Source organism: Streptomyces sp. NPDC033136 (assembly GCF_055578235.1).
The window spans coordinates 161,894-179,076 of the sequence record NZ_JBVIPD010000006.1; the positions used below are offsets into that span (position 1 = coordinate 161,894).

Below are 17,183 nucleotides of genomic sequence, written 5' to 3' on the forward strand. Positions count from 1 at the left end.
TGGCCCGGGCGCGTTCCGTGGGGGAAGCCGGGAGGGGACGTCGACGTACGGGAAACACAGGGGTGCCGGGGCGGAACGCGTCTCGAAGGACGCATACCATCGACTCGAGACCTCCCGCCCGGCAGGCGCGGGAGACGCATCGAACGAGGGGACACCGGTGGACGAGAGCGGCGGGCGCGGGCAGCCGCGGTCCGGCAACGGCGAGTCGGCCGAACGCCACGCGGGGTCGCCGCCCCGCGCCACCGACCCGACCCCCGCCGACGAACAACCCACGGACGGGCGGCGTTTCACCCCGGAGCCGGCCGACGGCACCCCGGCGTCAGTCACCCCGCGAACAGACCCGACGGCGCAGGACGGCCCCGAGGACGGCGCGGCCCCCGACCGGGACTCGGGCGCCGACCCCTCGGCGGACCGGCGGACTCCGGTCAGTGCCCGCGAGGAGCACCCCGCCCGCACCGAGGCCGACGGCCCGGATCCGGCGCCCACGGGCGACGAGCACGCCCGTCGTGCCCACACCGACGAGCCCCCCGCGGCATCCGCCCGCAGCGACGTCGGCGCATCCCCGGCGACCCCCGCCTTTGGCGAGCATGACGGGAGCGGTTCGCCCGAGGGCGACGCGCACCCGGACCGTGCCTACGCCGGCGGTCCGCACACCGCGCCTGCCGACGTCCGGCCCGAGGGGGACCGCCTGCACAAGGCCCCGGACGCCGGCCATCCGGACCGCCACCCCGAACCCACCGCCCCCGCGCTCGGCGAGCGCCCCCTCGCGCACTCCGCCGACGGCAAGGGCCCCGCTCCCCAGCGCCCGGAGCCCCGGGGCGGGCTGCTGATGGGGCGGCCCTTCGGGGTGCCCGTATACGTCGCGCCCAGCTGGTTCCTCGTCGCCGCGCTGATCACCTGGGTGTTCGGCGGGCAGCTGGAGCGCGTGCTGCCCGAACTCGGGGTCGCCCGGTACCTGGTCTCCCTGTTCTTCGCGGTGGCCTTCTACGCCTCCGTGCTCGTCCACGAACTGGCCCACACGGTCGCCGCCCTCCGCTTCAAGCTCCCGGTCCGCCGCATCCAGCTCCAGTTCTTCGGCGGCGTCTCCGAGATCGAGAAGGAGGCCGAGACCCCGGGCCGGGAGTTCGTGCTGGCCTTCGTCGGACCGCTGCTCTCCCTCGCCCTGGCCGGCATCTTCTACGCCGCCCTGCAGACGGTGGAACCCGGCACCGTGCCGGGCGTGCTGCTGGCCGGCCTGATGATCTCCAACCTCATCGTGGCCGCGTTCAACCTCCTGCCCGGCCTGCCCCTCGACGGCGGCCGTATGCTCCGGGCCGTCGTCTGGAAGCTCACCGGCAAGCCGATGGCCGGCACCGTCGCCGCCGCCTGGGTCGGCCGCGCCCTCGCCGTCTCCGTCCTGATCGGCCTGCCCCTGCTGACCCAGTCCGGAGCCCTCGGCGCCGAGGCCGTGGACAACGTCGGTATGGAAACCGTCCTGGACGCCCTGCTCGCCGCGATCCTCGCCGCGATCATCTGGACCGGCGCCGGCAACAGCCTGCGCATGGCCCGCCTGCGCGAGCACCTCCCCGAGCTGCGCGCCCGTACGCTCACCCGCCGTGCGGTCCCCGTCGAGACCGGCACCCCGCTCTCGGAGGCCCTGCGCCGCGCCAACGCCGCCGGAGCGCGCGCCCTGGTCGTCGTCGACAACGACGGCAAACCTCTCTCCCTCGTCCGCGAGGCCGCCATCGTCGGCGTACCCGAACACCGCCGCCCCTGGGTCGCCGTCAGCGGACTCGCCCAGGACCTCACCGACGGCATGCGGGTCTCGGCGGAGCTGTCGGGCGAGGAACTCCTGGACGCCCTGCGCGCCACCCCGGCGACCGAGTACCTGGTGGTGGAGGAGACCGGCGAGATCTACGGCGTGCTGTCGGCGGCCGACGTGGAACGCGCCTTCGTCAAGGCGATGGCACGGCCCTCCTAGCAGCGCGACGGGGCGTACGTTGCCCGCCGCCGCACCAGTGGTCGGAGGCCCTCTCCGGTGCCGGTAGGCTGGTCACATGTCCGAACCGACCGGTGCCGCCCGCAGGCGCGGGCCCTTCAAGGTCGGGGACCAGGTTCAGCTGACCGACCCCAAGGGCCGCCACTACACGTTCACGCTCGAGGCCGGGAAGAACTTCCACACCCACAAGGGTTCCTTCCCGCACGACGAACTGATCGGCGCTCCCGAGGGCAGCGTTGTCCGCACCACGGGGAACGTCGCCTATCTCGCGCTGCGCCCCCTGCTCCCCGACTACGTCCTGTCCATGCCCCGCGGCGCAGCCGTGGTCTACCCCAAGGACGCGGGGCAGATCCTCGCCTTCGCCGACATCTTCCCCGGCGCGCGCGTCGTGGAGGCCGGGGTCGGCTCCGGCTCGCTCAGCAGCTTCCTGCTGCGCGCCATCGGCGACCAGGGCATGCTGCACAGCTACGAGCGCCGCGAGGACTTCGCCGAGATCGCCCGGGCGAACGTGGAGCGCTACTTCGGCGGCCCGCACCCCGCCTGGCAGCTGACCGTCGGTGACCTCCAGGACAACCTGTCCGACGCCGACGTCGACCGCGTCATCCTCGACATGCTCGCCCCCTGGGAGTGCCTGGAGGCCGTCTCCAAGGCGCTGGTCCCGGGCGGCATCCTGTGCTGCTACGTCGCGACCACCACCCAGCTCGCCCGGACTGTCGAGTCCATCCGCGAGATCGGCTGCTTCAACGAGCCGACCTCCTGGGAGACGATGATCCGCAACTGGCACATCGAGGGCCTGGCCGTCCGCCCGGACCACCGGATGATCGGCCACACCGGCTTCCTGCTCACCGCCCGCCGCCTCGCCGACGGCGTCGAGCCGCCCATGCGCCGCCGCCGCCCCGCCAAGGGCGCCTACGGCGAGGACTACGCAGGGCCCAACGCCGACGGCGGCACCGCCCGCTGAGACGGCACGTCACGCACACAACGCCCAGGCGCCGTGGCGCAGTTCCCGAAAACCACACCGGAACTCCGCTGCGGCGCCTCTTGGTTGCCGCCCGAGGTGAACCCTCGCGCAGCGCCGTTGACCTCGCAGGAAGCCCTCAGCCGCCCGCACCGCCCGCCGCAGGCGGCCCGTGCCGGGCGGCGCGGGCCTGCTGACACAGCGGCAGGCACCGTAACCCTTCTGACTTCCCCCGCACAGGACGGGCACACCCCGCCGTTCCCTCGTGGTGTGACGTGTGGCACCATCTTGGCCACCCCACCGGCACAGCCCTCAGGAGACACTCCTAGTGCAGCCTTCCGCCGTCCCGGAGCTCGCTCACACCCACACCCGCCCGATTCACTGGCTCGCCACCGCCACGGCCGTCGCCGGCGTCGTGGCCCTCTCCTCGGTCCTCCAGCCCGGCGCGGCGACGGCCGCTCAGCCGTCCGCCCCCGAGACGGCGAGCGTGCCGGTGAACCTGGCCGCGCCCGACCCGGCCGCGGTGGAGTTCCCCGTCGAGTGCGGCCCGGTGAAGGCCGTGGTGCAGAAGAAGGCCTCCGGAGACCTGGACGGCGACGGCAGCCCGGAGACGGTGGCTGTGGTCCACTGCGACTCCCCGATGGGCACCCCGCCGGACGGCGTGTACGTCCTCACCCGGGGCGGGGACGACGGCAAGCCGCGTGTGGTGGCAACGCTGCTCGACCCCAAGGACGGCACCACCGTCAGTGACTTCGCCGTACGGGACGGCGCCGTCACGGCCACGCTCCTCGGCTACTCGTCGGCCGACGTGCCGCGTTGCTGCCCCGACGAGAAGAGCGACGTGAAATGGCGTTGGCAGAACGGCTCGTTCGTCCGCTCCACGCCGGCCGGGGCCCGCAGAGTGTGAGGCTCGTGCGGCAGCCGTGTGTGAGATATCAGACAGCAGTAACGGAACGTGCGGAACTGGTCACTCCGCGTCCGGTCCGTAGACTTCAGCCCTGTCCGAAACCCGACGTACGTGGATGCACTCGCCCGGACACTCCTTCACGGAGTCGATCACGTCCGTGAGAAGCGGCAGCGGAACGGGCGTTGTCGCGCCCTTGTCCTGGAGCAACTCGTCGTCGGCGCTCTTCACATAAGCCAGACCGTCGATGTCCAGCTCGAACACCTCGGGCGCGTACTGGGCGCAGATGCCGTCGCCGGTACACAGGTCCTGGTCGATCCAGACCTCCAGCGCCCCGCTGTCGACCCCGGCCTCCTGCTGCACGCTCATCTCTCCTGCCGTTTCTCCGCCGAGCCGTGTCGGGAATCCGGCCAGCTCCGGCGGGTGTTGAACACTTCGACCCTACCTCCGGCTGGGTTCCAATCATGTTCGGTGGGTATTCCCCTGGCGTGAGGGAGAGCGCAAGGGTGAAGATCGGACACACCCCGACCGTCTTTGTGATCTAGGGGTTTCAATCGACACCCGCCCAGGTAGGGTCTGGAAGCGTCCAGCTCCCCTTGGAGGAGGTGAGGACCGTGGCAGCCCACGACGACGACATGAACCGCGGCATCCGCCCGGGACGCGGGTCCGACGACCCGGCCGGGCAGATTGCTTACCTTGAGCAGGAGATCGCCGTCCTGCGACGCAAGCTCGCCGACTCTCCGCGGCACACGAGGATTCTCGAAGAGCGGATCGTCGAGCTGCAGACCAATCTGGCCGGCGTGTCCGCGCAGAACGAGCGACTCGCCAACACGCTCCGTGAGGCCCGTGACCAGATCGTGGCCCTCAAGGAGGAAGTCGACCGGCTCGCGCAGCCGCCGGCCGGCTTCGGTGTCTTCCTGACGGCGAACGAGGACGGCACCGCTGACATCTTCACCGGCGGCCGCAAGCTCAGGGTGAACGTCAGCCCCGGCGTCGAGCTCGAGGAGCTCCGGCGCGGCCAGGAAGTGATGCTCAACGAAGCGCTCAACGTGGTCGAGGCCATGGAGTTCGAGCGCGTCGGTGACATCGTCACTCTCAAGGAGATCCTCGAGGACGGTGAGCGGGCCCTCGTGCTCGGGCACACCGACGAGGAGCGGGTGGTGCGGCTCGCCGAGCCGCTGCTGGACGTCACCATCCGCCCCGGCGACGCCCTCCTGCTCGAACCCCGCTCCGGCTACGTCTACGAGGTCGTGCCGAAGAGCGAGGTCGAGGAGCTCGTCCTCGAAGAGGTGCCCGACATCGGCTACGAGCAGATCGGCGGTCTGGGCAACCAGATCGAGATGATCCGCGACGCCGTCGAGCTCCCGTACCTCTACCCCGACCTCTTCAAGGAGCACGAGCTGCGCCCGCCGAAGGGAGTGCTCCTCTACGGACCACCCGGATGCGGTAAGACACTGATCGCCAAGGCCGTGGCGAACTCACTCGCCAAGAAGGTCGCCGAGGTGACCGGCCAGGCCCAGGGCAAGAGCTTCTTCCTCAACATCAAGGGCCCCGAGCTCCTGAACAAGTACGTCGGTGAGACGGAGCGGCAGATCCGCCTCGTCTTCCAGCGGGCCCGTGAGAAGGCCAGCGAGGGCACGCCCGTCATCGTCTTCTTCGACGAGATGGAGTCCCTCTTCCGCACCCGTGGCTCCGGTGTCAGCTCGGACGTGGAGAACACCATCGTCCCGCAGCTGCTCGCCGAGATCGACGGTGTGGAGGGCCTGCAGAACGTGGTCGTGATCGGCGCCTCCAACCGCGAGGACATGATCGACCCCGCCATCCTGCGGCCCGGCCGACTCGACGTGAAGATCAAGATCGAGCGTCCGGACGCCGAAGCGGCCAAGGACATCTTCCAGAAGTACCTCACCGAGCGCCTCCCGCTGCACAGCGACGACCTCGCCGAGCACAGCGGCTCCAAGGCCTCCACGGTCCAGAGCATGATCCAGACGGCCGTGGAACAGATGTACGCCGAGTCCGAGGAGAACCGCTTCCTGGAGGTCACCTACGCCAACGGTGACAAGGAAGTCCTGTACTTCAAGGACTTCAACTCCGGCGCCATGATCGAGAACATCGTGGGCCGCGCCAAGAAGATGGCGATCAAGGACTTCCTCGAGAAGAACCAGAAGGGTCTCCGCGTCTCCCACCTCCTCCAGGCCTGCGTGGACGAGTTCAAGGAGAACGAGGACCTGCCGAACACCACCAACCCGGACGACTGGGCCCGTATCTCCGGAAAGAAGGGCGAGCGGATCGTGTACATCCGTACGCTCATCACCGGAAAGCAGGGCGCGGACACCGGACGCTCCATCGACACGGTGGCGAACACCGGTCAGTACCTGTAAAAGGCAGGGCGGCTGCGGGTGCCCTCGGCGGGGTACCCGCAGCCGACTGTTTTTCAGGCCACGGCTGGAGCAACGCAATGACGCAAATGATCTCCCCACCAGCGCAAAGGCGTTCTAGGCTCTTCCATACCGCCGAGTCGCGCAGTGCGGGGACGGGCACCGCACACGCAACCGAGCGCCAGCGGTATCTGAGTGGCGCCCACGACCGAGGGTGCCGCCGGGCAAGGAGGGCCGCATGACCGTACGGCGAGTAATGGGCATCGAGACGGAGTACGGGATCTCCGTCCCCGGCCACCCCAACGCCAATGCCATGCTCACCTCGTCCCAGATCGTGAACGCCTACGCGGCGGCGATGCACCGGGCCCGCCGGGCCCGCTGGGACTTCGAGGAGGAGAACCCGCTGCGGGACGCGCGAGGCTTCGACCTCGCCCGCGAGGTCGCCGACTCCAGCCAGCTCACGGACGAGGACATCGGTCTGGCCAACGTCATCCTCACCAACGGAGCGCGGCTCTACGTCGACCACGCACACCCCGAGTACAGCGCCCCCGAGGTGACCAACCCGCGGGACGCCGTCCTGTGGGACAAGGCCGGCGAGCGGATCATGGCGGAGGCCGCGGAACGGGCTGCCCAGCTGCCCGGTGCCCAGCCGATCCACCTGTACAAGAACAACACCGACAACAAGGGCGCGTCCTACGGCACGCACGAGAACTACCTGATGAAGCGGGAGACCCCCTTCTCGGACATCGTGCGCCACCTCACGCCGTTCTTCGTCTCCCGTCAGGTCTTCACCGGCGCGGGCCGCGTCGGCATCGGCCAGGACGGGCACGAACACGGCTTCCAGCTCAGCCAGCGGGCCGACTACTTCGAGGTCGAGGTCGGTCTGGAGACGACGCTGAAGCGCCCGATCATCAACACCCGCGACGAGCCGCACGCGGACGCGGAGAAGTACCGCCGGCTGCACGTGATCATCGGCGACGCGAACCTGTCGGAGATCTCGACGTACCTCAAGCTGGGCACGACCGCGCTGGTGCTGTCGATGATCGAGGACGGTTTCATCGCCGTCGACCTGGCCGTCGACCAGCCCGTCCGCACCCTCCACCAGGTCTCGCACGACCCGTCGCTCAAGCGCCTGGTCACGCTCCGCAGCGGCCGCACACTCACGGCGGTCCAACTGCAGATGGAGTACTACGAGCTGGCGCGCAAGTACGTGGAGGAGCGGTTCGGGGCCGACGCGGACGAGCAGACGAAGGACGTGCTGTCCCGCTGGGAGGACACCCTCACCCGCCTGGAGCACGACCCGATGAGCCTGGCCGGGGAGCTGGACTGGGTCGCCAAGCGGGAGCTCATGGAGGGCTACCGGCGCCGGGACAGTCTGGACTGGGACGCGGCGCGGCTGCACCTGGTCGACCTCCAGTACGCCGATGTGCGGCCCGACAAGGGTCTGTACAACCGTCTGGTGGCCCGTGGGCGCATGAAGCGGCTGCTGACCGAGGCGGACGTCGAGCGGGCCCGTACGGCACCTCCGGAGGACACACGCGCGTACTTCCGCGGCCGCTGTCTGGAGCAGTACGCGGACGACGTCGCGGCGGCCTCCTGGGACTCGGTGATCTTCGACCTGCCGGGCCGGGACTCGCTGCAGCGCGTTCCAACCCTGGAACCGCTTCGCGGAACGCGTAATCACGTCAAGGAGCTCCTGGACCGCTGCCGCACCGCGGAAGACCTGGTCAGGGTCCTTTCGGGCGGGTGAGCGCGTTCAGCGGGTACTCGGGTGGGGCCCGCCGGGCAGGGTGGAAAATCCCTGGTCCGGGAATCATCGAGGTGGTCCCCGTACGTTGGAGCAACTGCGGGGCCATTGTCAGACCCGGCGAGTAGGGTCTGATCTTGACCGAGCAACTGTGTCGGGCGAACCGAGCGGGGTGAGGGATATGGCGACCAAGGACACCGGCGGCGGACAGCAGAAGGCCACCCGGTCCACCGAGGAGGTCGAGGAGCAGGCGGCGGAGACGCAGGCTTCCGAGGACCTCAAGGAGCGTCAGGAGAAGCTGAGCGACGACGTGGACTCGGTTCTGGACGAGATCGACGACGTACTCGAGGAGAATGCCGAGGACTTCGTCCGGTCCTTCGTTCAAAAGGGTGGCCAGTAAGGCGCCTGAGCCTTCATACCGAAGGTGGGTGCGTAGGTGACGGACGAGCCGAGCGCGGAGCGCTGCGCGCGGGGCAGTGTATGACGTGATGCCCTCGCGTGCGGCGCTCCGGGCGTCGGTAGCCGCCCGGGCCCCACGGCCCGCCCCATGCGCGCGGCGGGCAAGGGCGGCGTCGCTCCGGCGGAGTTGGTCCCGCCGGGCATGTGGATCACCGCCGAAGGACGGGTAGGGTCCGAGGCATACCGTGCCCCCGGTCGCAACCGGACCGGGGTTGTTCCAAGGATCGGCCCGACGTCACAGGGCGGGCTGTCGCATACGTGGAAGGAATCGCGTGGAAGCCAACACTCGTAGCACCGGGCGTCTACCAGCTGCCTTCCTGACGCCAGGGTCCTCCTCCTTCATGGACTTCCTGTCCGATCACCAGCCCGAACTGCTGCCGGGCAACAAGAAGTTGCCGCCCGTCCAGGGCGCCATCGAGGCGCCGCACGGCACGACGATCGTCGCCGCGACGTTCGCCGGCGGTGTCGTCCTCGCGGGTGACCGGCGGGCCACCATGGGCAACGTCATCGCGCAGCGGGACATCGAGAAGGTCTTCCCCGCCGACGAGTACTCGGCGGTGGGCATCGCCGGCACGGCGGGCCTGGCCGTGGAGATGGTGAAGCTGTTCCAGCTGGAGCTGGAGCACTTCGAGAAGGTCGAGGGCGCGCAGCTGTCCCTGGAGGGCAAGGCGAACCGGCTGTCGACGATGATCCGCTCGAACCTGGCGATGGCCATGCAGGGGCTGGCCGTCGTCCCGCTCTTCGCCGGGTACGACATGGACCGGGACAAGGGACGGATCTTCTCCTACGACGTCACGGGCGGGCGCTCCGAGGAACAGGGCTACGCGGCCACCGGTTCCGGGTCGATCTTCGCGCGCGGCGCCATGAAGAAGCTCTTCCGGGACGACCTGAGCGAGGCCGAGGCCACGACACTCGTGGTCCAGGCCCTCTACGACGCGGCAGACGACGACTCGGCGACCGGCGGTCCCGATGTCGCCCGCCGGATCTATCCCATCGTCACCGTGATCACCGAGGACGGCTTCCGCCGGCTCTCCGAGACCGAGTCGTCCGAGATCGCGCGCTCGGTCCTGGAACGGCGTCTGGAGCAGCCCGACGGTCCGCGGGCCGCGCTGCTGTGAGCAGCGGGCTGTCTTCATGAGGGTGGTCCAGTGAACCGACGGAATCTTCAAGAGAGGGACGGATAACCGGTGTCGACGCCGTTCTATGTCTCACCCCAGCAGGCGATGGCCGACCGGGCGGAGTACGCCCGCAAGGGCATCGCGCGCGGTCGCAGCCTGGTCGTGCTGCAGTACGCCGACGGCATCGTGTTCGTCGGTGAGAACCCGTCCCGTGCGCTGCACAAGTTCAGCGAGATCTACGACCGGATCGGCTTCGCGGCCGCCGGCAAGTACAACGAGTACGAGAACCTGCGGATCGGCGGTGTGCGCTACGCCGACCTGCGCGGTTACACCTACGACCGGGCCGATGTGACAGCCCGGGGCCTGGCGAACGTGTACGCGCAGACGCTGGGCACGATCTTCTCCAGCGCGGCGGAGAAGCCGTACGAGGTGGAGCTGGTCGTCGCGGAGGTCGGGGAGACCCCCGAGGGCGACCAGATCTACCGGTTGCCGCACGACGGTTCCATCGTGGACGAGCACGGCTCGGTCGCGGTGGGGGGCAACGCGGAGCAGATCAGCAGCTATCTGGACCAGCGTCACCAGGACGGTATGACGCTGGCCGAGGCACTGAAGCTGGCGGTGCAGGCGCTGTCCCGCGACACCAACGGCAGCGAGCGGGAGATCCCCGGGGAGCGGCTGGAAGTGGCGGTGCTGGACCGGACGCGGCCGCAGAAGCGCAAGTTCAGGCGGATCAGCGGGCGGCAGCTGTCCCGGCTCATGGGCGCGGACGGGGCGGATGGTGCGGACGCGGCGTCGGAGGACGCCGAGTAGCCGAGTGTGGTGCGGCGCGCCCCGGCCGGGATGGCGGTCGGGGCGCGTTGTCGTGCGCGTGCGCGGGTGCCTCTGGCGGTTGGGCCGGTGCGCGATGCGGGTGGTGGGTCGGGGCCGTGCTGGGCGGTGTCCGTCCTCGGAACGGCGCGATGGGGTCGGTCGCCGCCTGATTGTTCGTTGACGCGCCAACCGCTGCGGGCGGCACCACCGGCACGGCCCCTTCTCGCCGTACCAGGGTGCGGGCGTCATGGCTCCGCCCGGCCGTGGGTGACGTCCCCCTGCGTCGTCCGCCGGGTGCGGCGCGTGTCCGCTCAGCTGCGGGCAATCGTGACGCCGAGAGTTCGGGGGAGGCTGGGCGTAGCGGCACCCCGCTGCGCCGGGCCGCGCCACGTCCAGGCTCCAGCGCCGACGCAAGGCACGATCAGCCAGGCGGTGCCGTGGAGCCCCGTACCACCAGCTGTACCGGGATGTCCCCGTCCTCGGGCGTACGGCCCTCCAGAACGGCGAGCAGGGCCCGCATGCCCCGCTCGCCGAACAGCTCCGCGTCCAGGCGGACCGTCGTGAGTTCCGGGTCGATGGCCGTGGCCAGGGCCAGGTCGTCCAGGCCGGTGACCGAAAGGTCGTCCGGGATGCGCAGGCCCAGGCGGCGCGCCGCCTTGTAGGCGCCGGCGGCCAGTTTGTCGTCGTCGCAGACGATGGCGGTGGGGCGGGGGCCCGGCTTCGAGAGGGCGGCCTCTGTCGCGGCCAGCGCGCCGTCGATGGAGATGGGGGCCCGGGCCGTGCGGGCCGACGTGCCGGGGACCCCGGCCAGCCGCGCCGCCAGCTCACGGGACCGTACCTCGAACGTCCAGGACGGTACGTCCGCCGCGAGGTGGAGGAACCGGCGATGGCCGAGGGACAGCAGGTGTTCCGCGACCTGGCGGACGCCGTCGGCGATGTCCAGGTTCACCGTCGCCGCACCCAGACTTCCTCCGGGGTCGCTGTCCAGCATCACCAGGGGCAGTGCCTCGCCGCGGATGGCGGTCAGCGCGTCCGCGGCCATGGAGGACGCGATGACGCCGTCGAGCGCGGCCTGGGCGGAGGCGAAGGGGTCCCGGGCGGGGCCGATGCCCTCGGGGGAGGGGTAGAGGACCACGCCGAAGCCGTGCTCTGCGGCCACGCGGGCGGCGCCGGTGTAGACGCCGGCGAAGAACTCCGTGGTCAGCGCGGGGACCACCAGGAGGACCGTGCGGGTGCGGCCCAGGCGCAGGTTGCGGGCGGCCAGGTTCGGGCGGTAGCCCAGGTCGCGCGCGGCCTCCCGGACCCGCTCCGCCGTCGCCGCCGAGACGCGTCCGCGCCACTTGTCCCCGAGGACCATGGAGACCGCCGCCTGGGAGACGCCCGCGGCCTGGGCGACGTCCCGGCTCGTGGGGCGGGTGCTGCCTCGTGCCACCGTCGGGCCGCTCCTTCGTCTGGACTCGTGAACAGCGGCCATGGTACGTATGGAAGCCGACGTTATACGTAAAACCTAAGGGGGGACATGGCCACGGGATATCTGGAGATCCTTCGGGCGCGACACGCCGCCCGGCTGCTCGTCGGCACACTCGTGGGCCGGCTGCCCAATGCCACGGGGGCCATCGCCATCCTGCTGTTCGTGCGGGCCGAAGGCGGCTCGTACAGCCTCGCGGGGGCGCTGGCGGGCGTGTACGGCGTCGCCAACGCCGTGGGTCAGCCCGTGCTGGGCAGGATCGTGGATCTGCGCGGACAGCCGCGTGTGCAACTGCCGGCGGCCGTTCTGTCAGCGCTGGCCATGGCTCTCTTCGCCTTCTCCGGTATCGGGACGCTGCCGATCGCCTATGCCGCCGTCGCGGCCGCCGGGCTCTTCACGCCACCGCTGGAGGGCGGGCTGCGGGCGCTGTGGCCCTCCGTGCTGCGGCGGGAGGACCAGGTGCACACGGCGTACGCCATGGACGCCGTGGCCCAGGAGGTGATGTTCACCGTCGGGCCGCTGCTGGTGACGCTGTGCGTGTCCCTGTGGTCGGCCCAGGCCGCGCTGCTCGTGCTGAACGTGATCGGGGTGCTGGGGGCCCTGTCCGTGGTCGTGTCGCCGCCCTCGCGCGCGTGGCGGTCGGCGCCGCGCGAGGCGCACTGGCTCGGCGCGCTGCGCTCGGCGGGGCTGCTGGCGCTGCTGGCGGCCTTCCTGTTCATCGGGATGGCGCTCGGCTCCATCACGGTCGCCTCGGTGCCCTACGCGGACGGCCACGGCGGCGACGCCGTGTACGGCTGGCTGATGGCGGCCCTGGGGTTCGGGGCACTGGTCGGCGGCGCCGTCTACGGGGCCCGGCAGTGGGCCGGTGAGCCCGCGCGGCGACTGCGCGTGCTGGTGGCGCTCCTGGTGGTGTGTTATCTGCCGCTCATGCTCATGCCGGACGCGGTGCCCATGGTGGCCCTGGCCGCGCTCGCCGGGGTCTTCCTCGCGCCCGCCATCGCCTGCGCCTTCGTCCTGGTCGACCGGCACGCCCCGCGCGGCACGGCCACCGAGGCGTTCTCCTGGCTGGTGACCACGTTCACCGTGGGCCACTCGGCCGGAACGGCCGTCGCGGGGCCCGTCGTAGAGACGGGCGGCGCCCAGTGGGGCTTCGCCGTGCCGGCTGTCGCAGGTGGCGTGTCCCTGCTGGTTTTGACCGCCACAGGACGGGTAGTCGCAGCTCCCGGCCAGGGAGCGGTTGTTGCGGCCGGTTCGGAAAATGATCCAAACCGTGCCGTCGAACCCCGTTTCAGTTCAGGGGATCGGGCGTAATGTTCCCTCATGGACCGCCGCATTTTCGGGCTGGAGAACGAGTACGGTGTCACGTGCACGTTCAGGGGACAGCGCCGCCTGTCTCCTGACGAGGTGGCGCGGTACCTCTTCCGCCGTGTCGTGTCATGGGGCCGCAGCAGCAATGTCTTTCTGCGAAACGGCGCCCGCCTCTATCTCGACGTGGGCTCACATCCGGAATACGCGACACCGGAATGTGACAACGTGACCGAACTGGTCACCCACGACAAAGCAGGCGAGCGCATTCTCGAAGGACTCCTGGTGGACGCCGAACGACGCCTGCACGAGGAGGGAATCGCGGGCGACGTCTACCTCTTCAAGAACAACACCGACTCGGCGGGCAACTCCTACGGGTGCCACGAGAACTATCTGGTCGCCCGGCACGGGGAGTTCTCCCGTCTCGCGGACATTCTCATCCCGTTCCTGGTCACCCGGCAGCTGCTGTGCGGCGCCGGCAAGGTGCTGCAGACACCACGCGGCGCCGTGTACTGCGTCAGCCAGCGCGCCGAGCACATCTGGGAGGGCGTCTCCTCGGCGACCACCCGTTCCCGGCCGATCATCAACACGCGCGACGAGCCGCACGCGGACGCCGAGCGCTATCGCCGCCTGCACGTCATCGTGGGCGACTCCAACATGTCCGAGACGACCATGCTGCTCAAGGTCGGCGCCACCGACCTGGTGCTGCGCATGATCGAGGCGGGCACGGTGATGCGTGACCTCACCCTGGAGAACCCGATCCGGGCGATCCGCGAGGTCAGCCACGACATCACCGGCCGCCGCAAGGTCCGCCTGGCCAGCGGGCGCGAGGCCTCCGCCCTGGAGGTGCAGCGCGAGTACTACGAGAAGGCCGTGGACTTCTGCGAGCGCCGCGGCATCCGCACCGGCACCGTGGAGCAGGTCCTGGAGCTGTGGGGCCGCACGCTGGACGCGATCGAGTCCGAGGACCTCGACCGCGTCGGCACCGAGATCGACTGGGTCATGAAGTACAAGCTCCTCGAGCGGTACCGGGCCAAGCACAACATGACCATGTCGCACCCGAGGGTCGCGCAGATAGACCTCGCCTACCACGACATCCACCGCCGTCGTGGCCTGTACTACCTGCTCGAGAAGAAGGGGCAGGCGGCGCGCATCTGCAACGACTTGAAGATCTTCGAGGGCAAGTCCGTTCCGCCGCAGACCACTCGGGCCCGCCTGCGCGGCGACTTCATCCGCCGGGCCCAGGAACAGCGCCGTGACTTCACGGTGGACTGGGTGCACCTCAAGCTGAACGACCAGGCTCAGCGCACCGTGTTGTGCAAGGACCCGTTCCGTTCGGTGGACGACCGGGTGGAGAAGCTGATCGCCGGAATGTGAGGAAATGCGCCGGCGGGGAAATCGCCGGAACGCCACACGGGCGCCGTACGTTACAAGTACGGCGCCCTGCTCACGCCGTAGAGTTGCGCGCACTCCATCAACGAGATCAACCGATTACGAGGCCCCCACAGTGCGCCGACGCTCACTTCTTATCTCCGTGCCCGCAGGACTGGCCACGCTCGCCGCGTGCGGTGACGACAAGTCCGACTCGAGCAAGGCCAGCGACAGCCCCTCGCCCTCGGCGTCGGCCCCGTCCGCGGCCCCGCCGCCGAAGATCGTCGACGGTCCGCTGCCGGCGGTCACCGCGGGCACGAAGTTCGACGAGAAGCCGACGATCGCCAAGGGCACCGGAGAGCCGTCGAAGCAGCTCGCGGTGAAGACCCTGGTCGCGGGCAGCGGCAAGGCCATCGCGGAGAACGACTTCGTCGTCGCGAACTACCTGGGCCAGGTCTGGAACACCGCCAAGGTCTTCGACAACTCCTACGACCGCAAGGCCCGCCTGGCCATCCAGCTCACCCAGGGCCAGATCATCGACGGCTGGCGGTACGCACTGGCCGGCAAGAAGGCCGGCAGCCGCATCGAGATGGCCGTCCCGCCCACCTGGGGATACGGCACGCAGGGCAACCCGCAGGCGGGCATCGAGGGCACCGACACCCTGGTCTTCGTCGTCGACGTGCAGGACACGTTCAACGCCAAGAGCTCCGCCAAGGGCAAGGAGGTCCCGCAGGACGACGCGGACCTGCCCAAGGTCGGCACCAACACCGACGGCAAGGCGCCCTCCATCGAGGTGCCCAAGGCGGCCGCCCCGAAGAAGCTCGTGGCCGAGTACGTCCTGGAGGGCGACGGCGAGGAGGTCGCCGCCGAGAACAGCGTCCTGGTGCAGTACAAGGGCGTGCTGTGGGACGGCGGCAAGGAGTTCGACTCGTCGTACGCCAACAAGCAGCTGGTGTCGTTCTCCCTCCAGCAGGTCGTCAAGGGCTGGGCGCAGGGCCTGACCGGGAAGAAGGTCGGCAGCCGGGTCCTCATCGTCGTCCCGCCGGAGCTGGGCTACGGGGACAACCCGCCGCAGGGCAGTGGCATCAAGAAGGACTCCACGCTGGTCTTTTCCGTGGACATCCTCGCGAAGCTGTGACGCGTGGGGGATGTAAGACTGTGTGTGTTCGCCTTTCCGCAGACAAGCAGGAGCTAGAGACGTGAGCATCGACAAGCCCGAGATCGACTTCCCGGGCGGCGAGCCCCCGGCGGACCTCGAGATCAAGGACATCTGGGAAGGCGACGGTCCGGTCGCGCAGGCGGGCCAGACCGTCACCGTGCACTACGTCGGTGTCTCCTTCAGCACCGGCGAGGAGTTCGACGCCAGCTGGAACCGCGGCACCCCCTTCCGCTTCCCGCTGGGCGGCGGCCGGGTCATCAAGGGCTGGGACCAGGGCGTGCAGGGCATGAAGGTCGGCGGCCGCCGCCAGCTGACCGTCCCCGCCCACCTCGCCTACGGCAACCAGAGCCCGACCCCGGCGATCAAGCCCGGCGAGACGCTGATCTTCGTGGTCGACCTGCTCGGGGTCTGAGCAGGGTCCGACCGGACTCGATCACGTGGGGCCCATGCCTGTCCGGGCATGGGCCCTCCGCTTTTGCCGTGCCACCGTGTGGCGGTACGGTCATCGCTCGTAAGCACCATAGGGAGGCGAAGCGCTTCGATGGCCATTGCCAAGGCCGAGCGGCTGATGAACCTGGCGCTGTGTCTGCTCGGGACACGGCGGCCGCTCAGCAAGCGCGAACTGCGCGACTCCATCGAGGCCTACGTCGAGGCCTTCGGGCCGGGCAACGGCGCCGCCGGCTCCGATGACTCCTTCAACCGCATGTTCGAGCGCGACAAGGACGACCTGCGCGAACTCGGACTTGTCATCGAGACCGTCGAGAGCCTCGAGGGCGAGATCGGCTACCTGGCGCGCCGCGACAGCAACCGCCTGCCGCCCATCACCCTGGACGCCGAGGAGGCCGCCGCGCTGGGACTGGCCGCCAAGGTCTGGCAGCAGGCCCGGCTCGCCGGCGCGGCCAGCGGCGCCCTGCAGAAGCTGCGCGCCGCGGGACTCCCCGAGGACGTCGACCCGTACGGGGCGCACAGCGCGCTGGAGCCGCGGATCCCCGTGCACGAGGCGGCGTTCGAGCCGCTGATGCTGGCCTGCCGGGACCGTCGGCCCGTCGTCTTCGACTACCGCAAGGCGACCGCCGCCCACCCCGAGCAGCGGCATGTGGAGCCGTGGGCGCTGGAGTGCTGGCGGGGGCACTGGTACCTGGCGGGATGGGACCGCGACCGGGGCGCCGAGCGGGTCTTCCGGCTCTCCCGGATCACCGGCAAGGTCCGCTCGCGCGGCGGCCGGTACACCGCTCCCGTGCCGGACGTCGTCACCGTCCGCGAGACCGTCGCGAGCTGGGCCGGAGAGGTCGCCGACCGCTCGGCGCGGATCCGGCTGCGCTCGGGCGCGGGGTACCCCCTTCGTGCGAAGGCCACCTCGGTTCGGGAACTCGGCGACGGCTGGGACGAGTTGGAGATTCCGTACGGCCACGGGCTGGACGCCTGGCTGGTGGAGTTCGGGCCGGACGTGGTCGTCCTGGAACCCGCCGAGCTGCGGGCCGACGTGGTGGACCGGCTGCGGGCCGTGGCCAAGGGCTGAGGGGGAGCG

At 70.2% G+C, this 17,183-nt stretch carries 15 protein-coding genes; 13 read left to right on the plus strand and 2 right to left on the minus strand.

Annotated elements, in window-relative coordinates; genetic code table 11:
• Positions 1–157: 157 nt before the first annotated feature.
• The 3 genes from ACZ5TL_RS13590 (at position 158) to ACZ5TL_RS13600 (ending at position 3,843) form a co-directional block, all read left to right on the plus strand.
• A complete protein-coding gene (locus tag ACZ5TL_RS13590; RefSeq protein ID WP_468589727.1) occupies positions 158–1,960 on the plus strand; it encodes a site-2 protease family protein in 1,803 nt (600 codons plus the stop codon).
• A 76-nt stretch (positions 1,961–2,036) separates the two neighbouring features.
• Positions 2,037–2,939 (plus strand): tRNA (adenine-N1)-methyltransferase, encoded by a 903-nt coding sequence (locus ACZ5TL_RS13595; RefSeq protein WP_468589728.1) that lies wholly within the window; start codon positions 2,037–2,039, stop codon positions 2,937–2,939.
• A 325-nt stretch (positions 2,940–3,264) separates the two neighbouring features.
• Positions 3,265–3,843, plus strand: coding sequence for a hypothetical protein (locus tag ACZ5TL_RS13600; RefSeq protein ID WP_468589730.1), 579 nt, complete (start codon positions 3,265–3,267; stop codon positions 3,841–3,843).
• A gap of 60 nt (positions 3,844–3,903) precedes the next feature.
• On the opposite strand, the gene ACZ5TL_RS13605 is transcribed toward ACZ5TL_RS13600, so the two are convergent.
• A complete protein-coding gene (locus ACZ5TL_RS13605) occupies positions 3,904–4,209 on the minus strand; it encodes a ferredoxin (protein ID WP_468589731.1) in 306 nt (101 codons plus the stop codon).
• 245 nt (positions 4,210–4,454) lie between these two features.
• Between ACZ5TL_RS13605 and arc the strand changes: the two genes are divergently transcribed.
• The 5 genes from arc to prcA all read left to right on the plus strand — a co-directional run bounded on the left by arc (position 4,455) and on the right by prcA (position 10,352).
• Positions 4,455–6,221, plus strand: coding sequence for a proteasome ATPase (arc, locus tag ACZ5TL_RS13610; RefSeq protein ID WP_468589732.1), 1,767 nt, complete (start codon positions 4,455–4,457; stop codon positions 6,219–6,221).
• A gap of 235 nt (positions 6,222–6,456) precedes the next feature.
• Entirely contained in the window at positions 6,457–7,968 is a 1,512-nt protein-coding gene (gene dop, locus ACZ5TL_RS13615; protein WP_468589733.1) for a depupylase/deamidase Dop, read from the plus strand.
• 178 nt (positions 7,969–8,146) lie between these two features.
• Positions 8,147–8,365: a ubiquitin-like protein Pup gene (locus tag ACZ5TL_RS13620; protein WP_019757212.1), complete on the plus strand. Its 219-nt coding sequence runs from the start codon at positions 8,147–8,149 to the stop codon at positions 8,363–8,365.
• A gap of 331 nt (positions 8,366–8,696) precedes the next feature.
• The gene (gene prcB, locus ACZ5TL_RS13625; protein ID WP_468589735.1) at positions 8,697–9,542 is read left to right on the plus strand and encodes a proteasome subunit beta; all 846 of its coding nucleotides are present in this window, start codon (positions 8,697–8,699) and stop codon (positions 9,540–9,542) included.
• A 69-nt stretch (positions 9,543–9,611) separates the two neighbouring features.
• On the plus strand, positions 9,612–10,352 hold the full coding sequence (gene prcA / locus ACZ5TL_RS13630) for a proteasome subunit alpha (protein ID WP_468589736.1): 741 nt from the start codon (positions 9,612–9,614) through the stop codon (positions 10,350–10,352).
• Positions 10,353–10,773: 421 nt separating this feature from the next.
• On the opposite strand, the gene ACZ5TL_RS13635 is transcribed toward prcA, so the two are convergent.
• A complete protein-coding gene (locus ACZ5TL_RS13635; protein WP_468589737.1) occupies positions 10,774–11,784 on the minus strand; it encodes a LacI family DNA-binding transcriptional regulator in 1,011 nt (336 codons plus the stop codon).
• An 87-nt stretch (positions 11,785–11,871) separates the two neighbouring features.
• Between ACZ5TL_RS13635 and ACZ5TL_RS13640 the strand changes: the two genes are divergently transcribed.
• The 5 genes from ACZ5TL_RS13640 to ACZ5TL_RS13660 all read left to right on the plus strand — a co-directional run bounded on the left by ACZ5TL_RS13640 (position 11,872) and on the right by ACZ5TL_RS13660 (position 17,174).
• Positions 11,872–13,131: an MFS transporter gene (locus tag ACZ5TL_RS13640; RefSeq protein ID WP_468589739.1), complete on the plus strand. Its 1,260-nt coding sequence runs from the start codon at positions 11,872–11,874 to the stop codon at positions 13,129–13,131.
• Positions 13,132–13,140: 9 nt separating this feature from the next.
• Positions 13,141–14,502, plus strand: coding sequence for a Pup--protein ligase (pafA, locus tag ACZ5TL_RS13645; RefSeq protein WP_468589740.1), 1,362 nt, complete (start codon positions 13,141–13,143; stop codon positions 14,500–14,502).
• A gap of 130 nt (positions 14,503–14,632) precedes the next feature.
• Positions 14,633–15,634: an FKBP-type peptidyl-prolyl cis-trans isomerase gene (locus tag ACZ5TL_RS13650; protein WP_468589741.1), complete on the plus strand. Its 1,002-nt coding sequence runs from the start codon at positions 14,633–14,635 to the stop codon at positions 15,632–15,634.
• Positions 15,635–15,695: 61 nt separating this feature from the next.
• Positions 15,696–16,067, plus strand: a complete 372-nt coding sequence (locus ACZ5TL_RS13655) for an FKBP-type peptidyl-prolyl cis-trans isomerase (RefSeq protein ID WP_467435485.1) — start codon at positions 15,696–15,698, stop codon at positions 16,065–16,067.
• Positions 16,068–16,196: 129 nt separating this feature from the next.
• Complete coding sequence (locus tag ACZ5TL_RS13660) at positions 16,197–17,174, plus strand: helix-turn-helix transcriptional regulator (protein WP_468589743.1); 978 nt, start codon at positions 16,197–16,199, stop codon at positions 17,172–17,174.
• Positions 17,175–17,183: the final 9 nt, after the last annotated feature.

What these genes read in the sequence shown, in the direction of transcription:
- ACZ5TL_RS13595 (WP_468589728.1), top strand. Translation starts at nt 2,037, where the DNA reads ATGTCCGAACCGACCGGTGCCGCCCGCAGGCGCGGGCCCTTCAAGGTC.
- ACZ5TL_RS13605 (WP_468589731.1), bottom strand. Translation starts at nt 4,209, where the DNA reads ATGAGCGTGCAGCAGGAGGCCGGGGTCGACAGCGGGGCGCTGGAGGTC.
- dop (WP_468589733.1), top strand. Translation starts at nt 6,457, where the DNA reads ATGACCGTACGGCGAGTAATGGGCATCGAGACGGAGTACGGGATCTCC.
- ACZ5TL_RS13620 (WP_019757212.1), top strand. Translation starts at nt 8,147, where the DNA reads ATGGCGACCAAGGACACCGGCGGCGGACAGCAGAAGGCCACCCGGTCC.
- ACZ5TL_RS13640 (WP_468589739.1), top strand. Translation starts at nt 11,872, where the DNA reads ATGGCCACGGGATATCTGGAGATCCTTCGGGCGCGACACGCCGCCCGG.
- pafA (WP_468589740.1), top strand. Translation starts at nt 13,141, where the DNA reads ATGGACCGCCGCATTTTCGGGCTGGAGAACGAGTACGGTGTCACGTGC.
- ACZ5TL_RS13660 (WP_468589743.1), top strand. Translation starts at nt 16,197, where the DNA reads ATGGCCATTGCCAAGGCCGAGCGGCTGATGAACCTGGCGCTGTGTCTG.